General features: G+C 63.0%; 14 protein-coding genes (1 of these 14 running past the window's edge). 2 read left to right on the plus strand and 12 right to left on the minus strand.

All coding sequences use genetic code 11. The features are described 5' to 3' along the window. Window positions 1-3 precede the first annotated feature (3 nt). The 8 genes from LDL28_RS00220 to LDL28_RS00255 form a co-directional block, all read right to left on the minus strand. Complete coding sequence (locus LDL28_RS00220) at window positions 4-828, minus strand: lipid-binding SYLF domain-containing protein (protein WP_233056669.1); 825 nt, start codon at window positions 826-828, stop codon at window positions 4-6. A 122-nt stretch (window positions 829-950) separates the two neighbouring features. Continuing rightward, window positions 951-1736: an inositol monophosphatase family protein gene (locus LDL28_RS00225; protein WP_233056670.1), complete on the minus strand. Its 786-nt coding sequence runs from the start codon at window positions 1734-1736 to the stop codon at window positions 951-953. 26 nt (window positions 1737-1762) lie between these two features. Then, entirely contained in the window at window positions 1763-2263 is a 501-nt protein-coding gene (locus tag LDL28_RS00230) for an MmcB family DNA repair protein (protein WP_233056671.1), read from the minus strand. 19 nt (window positions 2264-2282) lie between these two features. After that, window positions 2283-3050: a nucleotidyltransferase family protein gene (locus tag LDL28_RS00235; RefSeq protein ID WP_233059138.1), complete on the minus strand. Its 768-nt coding sequence runs from the start codon at window positions 3048-3050 to the stop codon at window positions 2283-2285. Window positions 3051-3058: 8 nt separating this feature from the next. After that, window positions 3059-3841, minus strand: a complete 783-nt coding sequence (locus LDL28_RS00240; protein WP_233056672.1) for a sterol desaturase family protein — start codon at window positions 3839-3841, stop codon at window positions 3059-3061. Beyond that, window positions 3838-4947, minus strand: coding sequence for an LptF/LptG family permease (locus tag LDL28_RS00245; protein ID WP_233056673.1), 1110 nt, complete (start codon window positions 4945-4947; stop codon window positions 3838-3840). The genes LDL28_RS00240 and LDL28_RS00245 overlap by 4 nt, the downstream gene beginning before the upstream one ends. Continuing rightward, window positions 4944-6122 carry an LptF/LptG family permease gene (locus LDL28_RS00250; protein ID WP_233056674.1) on the minus strand — a complete coding sequence of 393 codons (1179 nt, stop codon included), beginning with the start codon at window positions 6120-6122 and terminating at the stop codon, window positions 4944-4946. The genes LDL28_RS00245 and LDL28_RS00250 overlap by 4 nt, the downstream gene beginning before the upstream one ends. A 50-nt stretch (window positions 6123-6172) precedes the next feature. Further along, complete coding sequence (locus LDL28_RS00255) at window positions 6173-7090, minus strand: metallophosphoesterase (RefSeq protein WP_233056675.1); 918 nt, start codon at window positions 7088-7090, stop codon at window positions 6173-6175. Window positions 7091-7248: 158 nt separating this feature from the next. Here LDL28_RS00255 and LDL28_RS00260 point away from each other — a divergent pair, with 158 nt between their 5' ends. Next, window positions 7249-8226: an acylglycerol kinase family protein gene (locus LDL28_RS00260; protein ID WP_233056676.1), complete on the plus strand. Its 978-nt coding sequence runs from the start codon at window positions 7249-7251 to the stop codon at window positions 8224-8226. Window positions 8227-8238: 12 nt separating this feature from the next. Next, window positions 8239-9204, plus strand: a complete 966-nt coding sequence (locus LDL28_RS00265) for a hypothetical protein (protein WP_233056677.1) — start codon at window positions 8239-8241, stop codon at window positions 9202-9204. Here the strand turns inward: LDL28_RS00265 and spt are convergent. The 4 genes from spt to LDL28_RS00285 form a co-directional block, all read right to left on the minus strand. Next, window positions 9188-10390, minus strand: a complete 1203-nt coding sequence (gene spt, locus LDL28_RS00270) for a serine palmitoyltransferase (protein WP_233056678.1) — start codon at window positions 10388-10390, stop codon at window positions 9188-9190. The two genes, LDL28_RS00265 and spt, sit on opposite strands and share 17 nt — an antisense overlap. Before the next feature lie 6 nt (window positions 10391-10396). Next, window positions 10397-10648: an acyl carrier protein gene (locus tag LDL28_RS00275; RefSeq protein WP_025812499.1), complete on the minus strand. Its 252-nt coding sequence runs from the start codon at window positions 10646-10648 to the stop codon at window positions 10397-10399. 192 nt (window positions 10649-10840) lie between these two features. Next, window positions 10841-12580 (minus strand): fatty acyl-AMP ligase, encoded by a 1740-nt coding sequence (locus LDL28_RS00280; RefSeq protein ID WP_233056679.1) that lies wholly within the window; start codon window positions 12578-12580, stop codon window positions 10841-10843. Between the two features lie 53 nt (window positions 12581-12633). Beyond that, window positions 12634-12883, minus strand: partial view of a CDP-glycerol glycerophosphotransferase family protein gene (locus LDL28_RS00285; protein ID WP_233056680.1) — the end only. Its footprint extends 884 nt past the window's final position; the window shows 250 of its 1134 coding nt (coding positions 885-1134); the start codon falls outside the window, past its right edge; the stop codon is at window positions 12634-12636.

The raw sequence follows: 12883 nt of genomic DNA on the forward strand, positions 1-12883 counted from the left end.
GACTTACTGGGGCGGCAGGCTCTGGCTCGTGACCGTGCCGGTGGGGGCCGGGGTCATGGGCTGCGCCTGCGTGGCGGGGGCGGTCGTCGTGGTTGCTGCCTGGCCGTTCCTGCCCGGGCGGCTCTGGGCCGTGGCCAGCACTTCCGACAGGGCGGCGCGCAGCGGGTCCGCACCGGAATTATTGACCCGCATGGAGATGACAATATCCTCCGGGCCGACAATCTGGTTGTAATAGGCGCGGTTGGCGGCGCTGTTCACCCGCATCTTGGAGCCGCCAAGGGCCGCCCCCGCAAACAGCCCCTTGGATTTCTGCACACCAAGAATGCTGGTGTTGTGCTCGCCCGCCGTGCCCCGTTCCAGCCCGGAACCGGACGAGGCGAAGGACGTGCCGATATCGGCGCTGAGCTTGAACTGGCTGTCCAGCAGTGACTGCACGCCCTGGTCGGTCATGACGAACAGCATGACCTCCACATCCTGCATGCCAAGCTGAAGGCCGAAATTGGCCGAACTCATGCGGTAGAACGCCGGGTCGGACCAGGAACCATGGGCGTCACGGGTCAGGAATACACAACCGCCACCACCGCCGCCAAAGGCGATCGACATGCGAAAGACCGAGGGGCAGACAATCGCGCCACGGGCATCGGCCAGATAATGGGTGATCCGGCTGTCCGCCGTCGCGGTGGAGAACATGTCCCGGACGGTCAGGGTCGCGCGGTCAACCAGATTCTGTTCTTCCTCCATGCTTGCCGCCAGGGCGGCATGCAGCGGCATCATCAGGGCCAGAGCGGCGAGTGATGTCCTGATGAGATGAAACTTGTGCAAACCCATCCTCCCTTTCCGATTCGTAGCGGCGGATCCACCAAAACGGTCCGTGCGTTGGAGTGGCCCGTTTTCATGGCTGAATCATGGCCGGTTAGGCAAGCCCGTTCAGCGTCCTGCCGCCCGGATAATTAAAAGGATACCCCCACCGCATCCGACAGCGCATCGGCAATGCCGGGGGCGGCGGCGAGAATGCTGATTCCGTCCGTAAGGCCCCCGTCGCGCAGGAAGGGAGACACGCGCGCCCCGGCTTCCTCAAGCAGTACGAGGGCAGCCGCCACGTCCCACAGGTTGATGCGGATTTCCAGATAGCCATCCTGCCGCCCGCAGGCGACTTCGGCCAGCGCGATGGCGCCCGAACCGCCCGAACGCGGCATGGCGCCCAGGTTCAGGATGGCGTCGATCTTTTCCTGGAACACGCCGGGCGGCACGCGGTTGCTCCATCCCATTTCAATCAGGGAGGAGGCGGTATCCGTCACCGGCGAGGCATGGATGCGCTGGCCATTGAGGAAAGCCCCGTGCCCGCGCACCGCCGTATAGGTCTCACCCAGGGCCGGGGCCTCGATAATGCCGGCAACGGGGGTGTCGCCCTCCATCAGGCCAAGCGAGATGCACCAGCGGTTGCGGCCGCGCGCGTAATTGGATGTGCCGTCAATCGGGTCCACCACCCAGCGCAGGGCGCCCGTGCGGGTGCGGCCTTCTTCCTCGCCCTGAAAGCCATCTTCCGGGAACAGGGCGCCGATTCGCTCTGAAATGAAGGACTCGACCGCGCCATCGGTTTCCGTCAGCCAGTCCTGCGCGCTTTTCTGGGTGCCCTTGGGGCCACCGGGGGCGGGGCGCATTTTCATGGCCATGGCGGCGGCGTCGCGCACGACCGAGCGTGCGGCTTCAAAACGGCTCAGAATGGCCTGTGTCATCTAGCTAACCTTTCCTGTCTTAAAATCTATTCCACGCGTAGCGCCGTTTTCACCGCGTGTTCCACCTGCGGCATCTCGATCCGGTTCAGGCGCGCGGCGGCCTGCATCGCGAACTGGAGCATCAGCCGTCGCCTGCGGGCCGGGGCAAGAGGCGTGTGGGGTGGGTGGCGGATAATGGCACAGTCCAGGCATGTGGTCATGCCATCCACGCCATGACCCGTCGCCGCCACGATCAGGCCGGTGCCTTCAGGCAGGATATCGGAAGGGAAATCCTGACTGACCGCGAAATACATCTGGTCGCACCAGGGCAGGTAATCCCGCCATTTATGATCGGCGCGGAAATCCGGCAGGCCCGACTTGATCTCGATGCAGATGAGATGCCCCGCGGGCGTCAGGGCCATGATGTCCGCCCGTCTGCGGTCGGGCAGGGTGAATTCATGAAGCACGGCCCATCCATGCAGCCTGCACATCTGGCTTGCGCCGGTGCGGATGGCGGCCTGGACCTGCGGCGCGGAAGGACGGGACATCAGGTGGGGGCGGGGCCGGTCAGCCTGCCGGCGCGGTGGACAGAAGGCGCGTCACGAGTTCCAGATCGGCTGGCTTGTCCACATCCACGGCGGCGCGGCCGAAGGGCAGGGGAATCAGGGCGACGCGCGCACCGGACAGACGGCCGATGCGGCGGCAGACATCCGCGCGGGTCAGGCGCCGCAGCACAAAGCGCAGCAGGATGCCAAGGCCCAGGATACGCGCCATCCTGAGCGGGTTCTTGCGCTCGGCCTCCAGCTTCTGCCACAGCCGGATCACGCCCTGGGCGGCAGGCGTGCGGAACAGGAACATGTTGCAGCCCGAAAAGGCGCCATCCGCCAGCCGGATCATGGTGCGGCGGGTGCCCGGCACATCGCGCAGGATGTCCGGCTCCATCGCGATGCCCGCCGCCACGTCGCACCCGCTGTCCTGTGCCGCCTGCACGAAGGCGCTGACCCATTGCGGTTCAAGCAGGGCATGGTCGGCGGTCGTGACCAGCAGCGGCGTGCCCAGCGTATCCAGCGCCTTCAGCACACTGGCGCTGGGGCCTGCCGCGGGCGCGATGAAGGTGACGTCATCCGGCACGAGCCCGTCAAGTACTTCGGGCTTTTCAATGCATATGGCGATCCGACCGATGGTTTTTACCGCCTGCAGCGCCTTTATGACGCGGCTGATCATGGGGATGCCGCACACCGGAAGGGCGGCCTTGTGCGACAGCCCTGCCGCCTGGGCCATCGGGTCGGCGCGGCCGGGCCGGCTGCCTGCCAGTATGAGTACGTTCAGCCCCATTGTCCCGTTCACGCCGCGTTGCGGGTGACATTCGCCCCATCGGGCCGGTCACGCGGCGGGGCGCCGGTTTCTTCCATGACCCAGGGGTACTGCTGTGCTTCCTTTACGTCGTAGCCGAGGTTGAACACGCTCGGGCTGCGCGGGAAGCTGCGGGCATCGACATAATAGCTGCCGAACAGCCGGTCGGCCACGAAGCTGGTGATGCCGTAATTGCCGTTCTCGTTATGGAAATGGTGCAGGACGTGGCGCTGCTTCATGCGCTGGATCCAGCTCATGCGGGGCTTGTAGTTCAGGTGCTGGATGCAGTGAAAGAATTCATAGATGCAGGTAATGGTCAGCCCCGCGCCAAAGGCGGCGGCGGCCCCGGCAAGGTTGCCGATGGCGTAGCCGATGGGCACGGTCACGATGGCGATGGTGGGAACGGTGTTGGCGGGGGAGCCGAACAGCACGTCCAGCAGGTGGGGGTCCTGATGATGGTCGAAGTGGATGCGCTTCCACAGCGATGCGCTCCATTTCATGCGGTAGAGAAACCGGCCATGCAGGATGAAGCGATGAATCCCGTACCATACCAGTGGGTAGACGAGCATGACCGCCACTATGCTGATCGCGACCGGAAGCAGTGAGGTATGGGCATACACCATGATCGCATAACTGATGATGGCGAGGGCGAAATACAGCATGATGGTGGGGTAGGTCAGATAGGCAATCCAGAGCTGACGAAGGTTCATCTTGCCCAGGTCGAAGCTTCGGCCCGTACGGATGGAACTGTTCTTCAGGGTGTTCGTAATCATCGCTCTTCGATCCTCAGTAGCACGGTAATGACGCCAAGGATGAAAATCAGAATCCCGACGCATATTGCCATAAGAGAGGGCAAGGTTCCCGCATTGCCCAGGGCGCGCAGAAGTCCCTGGAACACCACAAATAGCAGACCCGCGCCCAGACACCATATCGGAAGCCAGCTACGCGCACCGGCACGGGGGGGGATATAGACCACTGGCACCGCCAGTAACAGCATAACCGTAAATGTCACGGGTAACATGATGCGTCCCAGTATTTCCGTCAGGAAAAAGGACGGGGACTGGCTGGAGGCAAGCGTGCCCCGCTGTTCATCAAGCATGGTGCCGATCGACTGGGTGAAGCTGACCGTAAGCTGCATGATGTAGCCGGGGGTGAGGGACGCGGGCCAGTCCACCCGCACGACCTGGCCCGGCGGGACGTCCAGCAGGTCAACGCGCGTCGGGCTGATCACGCTCAGGATGCGCGATGGCGTGCCATACCAATGCCCATGCACGTAGTGCATATCAGCCAGTGTCGTGACCTTCTGCAGCAGGGACTGCCGGTCACGGTGGTAGACGGTCACGTTTTTCATGTGCGTGCCGCCACTATCCAGATAGTTGATGTTGATCAGGTCGTCACGCGAACGGATCCAGTAATTGCGCCATGTATCCCCGGCATTGGGGGACGTGCGGTTCCACCATTGCGCCAGGGCGAGTTCGCTGCGGGGCGTGACCTGATCATCCACGATTCCGCTCAGCACGCCCAGCGCGAGTATGGTGGGCAGGAACAGCTTGATCAGCCCCGGCGTGGACAGGCCGGCCGCGCGCATGATCGAGATTTCATTCGACGTGGTAAGCTGCAGCAGCGTCAGCAGCGAGCCGATCAGAACAGCGATCGGCATGGCGTTGCCGAACAGCAGCGGCAGGTGCATCACCGCGTAATACAGCACGCCCGACAGCCCCAGATGGCGGTGCATGATTTCCGTGACCTGCTCCAGCAGGGCCAGGATTTCCATGAGCGCCACCACGATGGCGGTCGTGGTGAACACCTTGCCCAGAAGTTCGCGCGACAGGTACCCGATCAGCACCGTGCCGCAGGCCATGCGGAGCCTGTGCTTCATGCCGGGCCTTGCGCAACGTGGCGCGGCAGGCCATCGGCCGAAAGTTCACGCGGCGGCAGGGCCGGGCCACGGATCAGGAGCGTGCGCAGCCCCCCCGCCTGCCGGATCAGCATGCCCACGCAGATGAGCGCGAACCCGGCGGTGGGCAGCCAGATGACCAGCAGCGGGGACATATGCATGTTGGCGACGAAGCTCAGGCCCATCTGGAGCGTATGGTCGAAGCCGACCAGCGTAATGGCGGCGATGGCCAGCCCCGGGTTGCCGCGCTGGCGCTTGCGCACCCCCGCCAGGGCGCAGGCCAGGATGGGAATGAAGGGGATGGCGATGGTCCGCGCCAGACGGAAATGGAGTTCGGCCAGCATGTACGAATGGCTCAGCCCCTTGTACCCGTGGCGTATGCCCGCGTACAGCTCCGGCACCGTCAGTTCGCGTTCGGTTTCGCCGCGATTGCGGTAGGCCTCATCATCGATCTTGTGGTTGGGTGAGATCAACTGGGTGGTGCGGGTGAAGCCGGTAATGCTGGGGGGCTTGTCCTGGCTGTCGGTTATGATCGTGCCGTCCATCAGGTCAAGGCGTATGTTCGAGCCATCGGCGGGGTTATAGAGATACCCCTTCTGCGCGGAAATGAAGCGGACATGCGCCTTGTCCGTATTGTCACGGATGAAGACGTGCCACATCCTTGAACCGGCATGGTCCACGTTTTCCGCCGTGAGCAGGATGTTGTCCGATGCGGCGAACATCTTGGATTGCAGGTGTGGCGCCCATCCGGCATGGCTGGCGAAATAGAAGGCCGCACGGTAATCGTAGCGCGCGTAAGGCTGGATAAACCCGTACAGCGAGAATGCCAGCAGGCTGAATATCGCGCCGGTCAGCACGAAGGGCTGGCAGATGCGAAAGATCGAAACCCCGCTTGCCGTCAGCGCGTCGATTTCATGGTTCGCGCTCATGCGGCGGACGACGGAAAACACGCTGACGCACATGGCCGCGGGCAATGCCAGACCCAGGTAATGCGGGATCAGGTCGCTGAGCAGGCCGAAGAACGTCTTCATCGAACTGCCATTGGCGGCCAGTATGTCGAACAGCACCAGCAGCCGTTCCAGCAGCAGTGCCGCCATGACGACGCCAAGCGCAATGGAAAACGGCGGCACAACCTGACGCAGAAGATAGCGATCCATTGTGCTGGGGAGCAGTTTTCCCATTATCCCGTGCTGAAAAGACATACGGCTCATGTGGGCGTGCTTATACCCGAAAAATGGCTGGATGGAGGGGTCTGTTCAAAAATAGTTTCCTGCGTTGTGTCGCCGTCCTGATCTGTTGGAAAGAAACGTCTTGTAACGCCAAGCGTGAAGCCAGCCCCGCCCGGGGCCACGGTAATGCGATTCCAGGCCGCCGCGCGCAGCGGATCACGTGATCGTGCGGAGGCGGAGGCAATGCCAAGCACGGGCACGGCCCCATCCGGCCCGGGCAGGGAGGATATGGTGGACAGGTGGATATGGCCGTGCAGCACCATCTCGGCCCCTTCCTGCGCAATGCAGGCGGAAAAATCATTTATATCCGTCAGCGCCTTACGTAACGGCGTAAGACCCGCCACAGGTGGGTGGTGGATCATGACGATCCGGCACAGCCCCTGTCGCGCCGTCTCGCGCAGGATGGTGCGCAGGCGCTGCAACTGGCGCGCGCCCACCCTGCCTGTCGCCAGGAACCAGGGGACAGGCACACCGGAACTGACACCGATCAGCGCCACGTTTCCCACCCGGCGGACGAAGGGAAAGGGCAGGGGCCCCATCCATGGCGACCACAGGCCGACCGTATCATGCCAGTTGTCCTGAACAAGGGTGTCATGATTTCCGGGTATGACTGTACACGGCGCCGGCATCTGTTCCAGCCAGCGCCGCGCCTGCCGGCATTCTCCCGGCAGGCCCATGTTGGTCAGATCCCCGGTCACGGCGATCATGTCGACGGAACTGGCGCGGATGTCGGCCATCACGCGGGCCAGAATTTCCGGCCGGTGTATGAAACGGCGGCGCCTTTTCCATGAAAGATGGCTGAACATGCGTTTGTTCAGTTGTTCCCCCAGGCGGGGGGGGACCATTTCGGTAGGCAGGTGAGGGTCTGAAAGATGGGCGATTGTGGTCGTGCTCAAGCTGGCGTCTTCCCTTGCCTCATACCCGGCATGGACGGGGCATGCGGTGTTATGCCTGCCTGCCCATCGGGGTGGTCCATCGTTTCGTGCCTTGCAATAGAAGGCAGATGGTTGCTTATGGCCTGTACGTCAAATTTCAGACAGGGATGGGATAATCAGTGACCGGACGTTTTGCGCTTGTTTACAACCCGCGCAGCCGGCGGAATGTGAAGGATGGGAGCCTGTACGCCCGGACAGCCCGCAGCCATCTGGGTGAGAATTTCATCGAACCCGCTGATCGTGCCCGTCTGGATACCCATATCGCGCAACTGGCCGCCCGCCAGATGGACTGCATTGCGATTGACGGGGGGGATGGAACCGTCAGTGATGTCATGACGGCGGTCCATCGCCATTATGCCCCCGACAGGCTGCCTGCCCTCGCCATCCTGCCATCGGGCAACACCAACCTGATCGCGGGCGATGTGGGGTTTGGCATGCGCGGGATCACGGCGCTCGAGCATCTCCAGCACCTTGCCGCGTCCGGTATGCTCCGGCGCAATGTGCGCAGGCGGAGCGGGCTGGTTGTCGAATGGCCAGAAGGGGATGGACGCGCGCCGGTCGTGGGTATGTTCCACGGGGCGGCGGCATTCACGCGCGGGATCGAACTGGCCCATCAGCCCGCGATCCTGAACCACTATGCGCATGAAACGGCTGTTATTGTTTCGTTCCTGTCCTCGGTCGCGCATCTGCTGACCCGGCGCTCCCGTCAGGAATGGATGATGGGCGACCCCATAGGGGTGCGGGCCGGGGGGACGGCACGGCAGGGAAACTGCTTTTTGTTCCTGTCCACCACGCTTCAGCACCTGCCCTACGGGATCTGGCCGTTCTGGACCGAGCATGGCGCGCGTGATGATGTCGTCAATTACCTGCATGTGGCGGCCCGGCCGTCACGCCTGGTCGCGGCGGCGCTGGCGCTGCTGCGGGGGCGGCATCCCGGCTGGTTGCGCCGCAATCCCGATTACCACAGCGGATGCGAGGCGCGTATCGAAATGGCGCTGACATCTGATTTCGTGCTGGATGGGGAAGTTCTCTCGCCCGGCGCAAGTGGACGGATCACCCTGTCATCGACCGCGCCCATCGACTTCATACAGGCCTGAGGAAGGGTCAGCATGCCGCATTCCAGCCCGCTCCGCCTTGCCGCCGCAGGGCGCGTCGCCCATCTGCTGGCCGATGACCTGATCCAGCCGGTCGCGCCATCGGTGACCGAGTTCGTGATGCGGATGATTGGCAAGGCGCGCCCCATGGGGGTGCTTTTTTACGGCTCCGTCCTGCGCGAACCCGATCCTGAAGGCGTTCTGGATTTCTATGTCATTGTCGAGCGGCTGGAGGACTGGAACGCCGGTTACCTGGCGCGTGAAGCCAACCGCCTTCTGCCCCCCAATGTGGAATATCATGAGATCGCGGCAGGCGGGCAGGTCATGCGCGCCAAGGTGGCCATCCTGTCCATTGCCCAGTTCCGGCGCATGACGGGGCAGGCAACGCTCGATACCACCGTGTGGGCGCGTTTCTGCCAGCCCGTGCGGCTTGTGTGGGTGCGGGATCCGGGCGCGGCGGACGCCATCCTCGCCTGTATCATCCGCGCGGTGGCGCAGGCCGGCCGGTGGGCCGCCGCACTGGGGCCGGAGCGGGGCACGGCGGATGAATTCTGGCTTGCCCTGTTCGCCCATACCTATGGCGCGGAACTGCGGGTGGAAAATGGACGCAGGCCCCGGACCCTGCTGGGTGGGGCGGAAGCACGCTACAGAACCCTGCTGCCTGACATATGGACAGCGGAAGGACTTGCATTCGACCGTGACGGCACGATCCTGACCCCCCATCTGTCCCCCACGCGTCGCCGCGCCCTACAGGACGGATGGTGGTTGCGCGGGCGGCTGGGACGGGTTCTGAACGTAAGCCGCCTGTTCAAGGCCGCCTTCACCTTTGAAGGCGGCGCGCGCTATATCGCATGGAAAATCCGGCGGCATTCCGGCATCGAACTGCCGCTGGGGCCATTTTCCGAACGGCACCCGCTGATCTGCCTGCCCTATCTGTTATGGAAGCTGAGACAGGCCGGTCTGTTCAGGCGGCGCGGTTGATTCCCATTTCCGCCGCGACAACCGCGAATATCTCGACAGCGCGGTCGATCTGTTCGGGGGTATGCGTCGCCATGACGGAGGTGCGCAGCAGCGGGTGCTGGTCAGGTGTTGCGGGCGGAAGGCTGAGGTTGACGTAAACCCCCAGATCCAGCAGCCGGTTCCAGAACGCCACGGCAACCGGGATATCATCAAGCACGACGGAAACAACCGGGCTGGCCTGTGGCCCCGTACGCAGCCCGGCGGCCTGAAGGCCCGCATGCAGCCTGCGCGCATTGTCCATCAACCGCACACGCAGTTCAGGCTGGCGCTCCATTTCCTCCAGCGCCGCCATGGTCGCGGCAATGACTTCCGGCGGGAGCGACGCGGTAAACATATAGGGGCGCGAACACAGACGGATCAGGTCCAGCCCGGCATGGTTGGAAACACAGTAGCCACCAACCGTGCCAAGGCTTTTGGAAAAGGTGCCGACGACAAAGTCCACATCGTCTTCCACCCCGTCGGCTTCCGCCACGCCGCGGCCGTGTTCGCCCATGACGCCGACGGAATGGGCCTCATCCGCCAGCAGCCACGCACCCGTTTCCCGCTTGACCGCCGCGAACTCCGCCATGGGAACCACGTCGCCCATCATGGAATAGATGCCTTCGACCACGACCAGCTTGGCGCCCGGCGTGCCATCGAGCCGGCGCAGGCGCTTGCGCAGGTCATCGGCGTCATTATGGCGGAAACGGATCACCTGGGCATGGCCCAGACGGCTGCCGTCATAGATGCTGGCATGACTGTCCGCGTCAAGCAGCAGGTAGTCGTCCTTGCCCGCAAGGGCGGAAATCGTACCCAGGTTGGCTTGGTAGCCGGTGGAAAACACCATGCAGTGCCGCCGCCGGAAAAACGCGGCAAGACGCTCCTCCAGCTGGCGGTGCAGTCCCTGCGTGCCATTGGCAATGCGCGACCCCGTGGTGCCGACACCATAGGCCCGTGCCGCCGCCACGGCCGCTTCGATCGCGGCGGGGGACTGGCTCAGGCCAAGGTAGTTATTGGTGCCGAAAAGCAGGGTCTCGCGCCCTTCGATCAGCCCGACGGTGGAGGAAATGGGCTTTTCAATAACGACATCGAACGGATTGCGCCCGCCCCCGGCGGTCACGGTCGCCAGCGAGGCGGACAGTGCTTCATATTTGGAAAAAATCGACATGGCGCGTCAGGACGCCTGCTTGAGAGATACGATACACGCAGCCAGATCATCAATCGTGCGGATATCGGCCAGCCGGTCAAGCGGCACGGAAACATCGAGGGTATCCTCGATCTCCATGACAAAATTCATGACGGCCAGTGAATCAAAGGCCAGATCCTCGACGATCTTGCTGCTGCCATTGATATCACGGGGAACCTTGGGGTTCGCCAGCAGCGTCTTCACGATCAGCGCGGAGACGCTCGCTACCGTTTCAGTCATTCCTACATCCTTATGGCACGTCCTGCCTGCCTGAGCAGGGGATCAGCATGAATGGCCAGCCCGCGATCCATAAATCGTGGGTGGGGCTGCAATCCGCCCCCTAACCGGAAGTCTTATGATCGAAAAACAGGTTTTTGGCCAGTCCCGCGTTACAGTCCCGACCGTGCGGGAAGGCGGGCTGACGCTATCCTGTCAGACAACCGGGACAGATGTCGCCTCAAGCGGCTGGAATGCGCCCGAAAGCAGCATGGCTTTCGCCCGCGCGCGGGTCAGCTTGCCTGAAGATGTCTGCGGCAGGGTATGCGGCGGCACGAGGATAATGGAAACATCCACCCCATGCTGCCGACGGAACAGGCTGGCGGTTTCCGTTTTCAGCGTCTCGCGCGCTTCGGGGGAGGAGGCGCGGCACTGAACCAGCGCCACGATCTTTTCTCCCTCGTCCTCATCAACGGAGAAGACGGCCACATCGCGGCTGCGCAGGGTGCTGATTTCGGTTTCGGCCGACCATTCCAGATCCTGCGGCCAGATATTGCGACCATTGATAATGATTAGATCCTTGGCCCGGCCGGTCACGACAATCTGCCCGTCCAGCATGTAACCAAGATCACCCGTGTTCAGCCATCCATCGGAATCGAGCGCGCGCGCGGTTTCCTGCGGCCTGCGGAAATATCCCTGCATCAGGCTCGGGCCACGTACGAAAATGGTGCCGATCTGGCGGTCCTGCAACACGCGGCCCTGTGCGTCGCGTACTTCAAGCTCATGCTGCGGCAGCACCTCGCCACAGATGACAAAGGTGCGCAGCGCGCGTGCCGGGTCGTTGGCGGCAATGGCCTCGCCGCGTGTTTCCAGTGCGCGCAGGTCGATCGTATCCGTGCGAATGCCCGAACCCAGCGGGGCGAAGCTGATGGCCAGCGTGGCCTCGGCCATCCCGTAACTCGCGGTAAACGCCCGGCTGTCGAAGCCGGAGGCCGCGAATCGCTGCCCGAAATCCTCAAGGATATGGTAGCGGATCATATCCCCGCCAATCCCCGCGATCCGCCATGATGACAGGTCGAGTTCGATCGAGGTGGCGCGTCGTGCGCAGAGCTCGTAACCGAAGGAGGGGCTGTAGGAAATCGTGCCACGGTTGCGGCTGATCAGGTCAAGCCAGACATGCGGCCGCCGCGCGAACTCACGGGTCGGCAGCATGTCAACGCTCAACTGACAGGTCATGGGAGTCAGGAAGAAGCCAACCAGGCCCATATCATGGTAAAGCGGCAGCCATGACACGCAGCGATCACCCGTCTCGCGCACCTTCAGGCCGTTCAGGGCAATGGCATGCGCGTTGGCCATGCCCGAGCGCTGGGTTACCGCGATCCCCATCGGGAAGCGGGTGCTGCCCGAGGAAAACTGGAGATAGGACAGGTCATCCGGTCCGATGGCGGGCAGTGTCTCAACCGTAATCGGGGTTTCGAGCAGTTCGCCCGGCGTGCCCGCGAATTTCAGGTTCAGGCCTGCCGTGATCTCATCGGTCCATGACGAGATGATCGAGGCGATCACCACGGCTGAAGCCGCAGCGCCTTCGATCATGCCCCGCAGGGTGCCGACATAGCCCTCGCGGCCACCAAAGGCCACGGGCAGCGGCAGCGGGGCCGACACCAGCCCCGCATACTGGCAACCGAAGAAGATGCGCGCGAAATCACCATCGCTTTCCGCCACGATGGCCACCCGATCACCCGGTTTCAGCCCCAGCGACAGCAGGCGTTTGCCGGTCTCGATCGCCTGCTCACGCAGCACGCTGTAGGGCAGTGTTTCGAGCAGTACACCCTTGCCGGAATAGATATTGAATCCGCTATGGCCCTGCGCGGCATAATCCAGCGCCGCGGGGAACGATGGAAAATCGCCGTAACGACGGGGCAGACCAGAATCGGAGGGGGTCGGGAGGCTTGTCATTTCCGGTAATGTGACTTCCACAGACGTATCTTGAAACGGCGAATGGGCGGTCTTCAACCAATTACCCTCAAAAAGTCAACAATCGATTTCGCGCCCTTGGCCGCCGTATCGACCGGCGCCGCAAACCCGAATGTATTGCGTATATACTCTTTTTGCCGATCAAGGAAATTTGCATGCGAGCGAAAAGAACTGTCAAGCTTGGCCTCCAGAGCGTCCACATTTTCCTCCACCGGCCCCAGCGTCCAGTTTTCATAATCGGCATTGCCGCGCCATCGGGTCTGGTGCGCATCCAGGAACAGGCAG

The sequence above is a fragment of the Komagataeibacter sp. FNDCR2 genome (assembly GCF_021295395.1).
Classification (GTDB): Bacteria; Pseudomonadota; Alphaproteobacteria; order Acetobacterales; family Acetobacteraceae; genus Komagataeibacter.

What these genes read in the sequence shown, in the direction of transcription:
- spt (WP_233056678.1), bottom strand. Translation starts at nt 10,390, where the DNA reads ATGTCGATTTTTTCCAAATATGAAGCACTGTCCGCCTCGCTGGCGACC.
- LDL28_RS00225 (WP_233056670.1), bottom strand. Translation starts at nt 1,736, where the DNA reads ATGACACAGGCCATTCTGAGCCGTTTTGAAGCCGCACGCTCGGTCGTG.
- LDL28_RS00275 (WP_025812499.1), bottom strand. Translation starts at nt 10,648, where the DNA reads ATGACTGAAACGGTAGCGAGCGTCTCCGCGCTGATCGTGAAGACGCTG.
- LDL28_RS00280 (WP_233056679.1), bottom strand. Translation starts at nt 12,580, where the DNA reads ATGACAAGCCTCCCGACCCCCTCCGATTCTGGTCTGCCCCGTCGTTAC.
- LDL28_RS00240 (WP_233056672.1), bottom strand. Translation starts at nt 3,841, where the DNA reads ATGATTACGAACACCCTGAAGAACAGTTCCATCCGTACGGGCCGAAGC.
- LDL28_RS00235 (WP_233059138.1), bottom strand. Translation starts at nt 3,050, where the DNA reads ATGGGGCTGAACGTACTCATACTGGCAGGCAGCCGGCCCGGCCGCGCC.
- LDL28_RS00245 (WP_233056673.1), bottom strand. Translation starts at nt 4,947, where the DNA reads ATGAAGCACAGGCTCCGCATGGCCTGCGGCACGGTGCTGATCGGGTAC.
- LDL28_RS00265 (WP_233056677.1), top strand. Translation starts at nt 8,239, where the DNA reads ATGCCGCATTCCAGCCCGCTCCGCCTTGCCGCCGCAGGGCGCGTCGCC.
- LDL28_RS00250 (WP_233056674.1), bottom strand. Translation starts at nt 6,122, where the DNA reads ATGGATCGCTATCTTCTGCGTCAGGTTGTGCCGCCGTTTTCCATTGCG.
- LDL28_RS00230 (WP_233056671.1), bottom strand. Translation starts at nt 2,263, where the DNA reads ATGTCCCGTCCTTCCGCGCCGCAGGTCCAGGCCGCCATCCGCACCGGC.
- LDL28_RS00220 (WP_233056669.1), bottom strand. Translation starts at nt 828, where the DNA reads ATGGGTTTGCACAAGTTTCATCTCATCAGGACATCACTCGCCGCTCTG.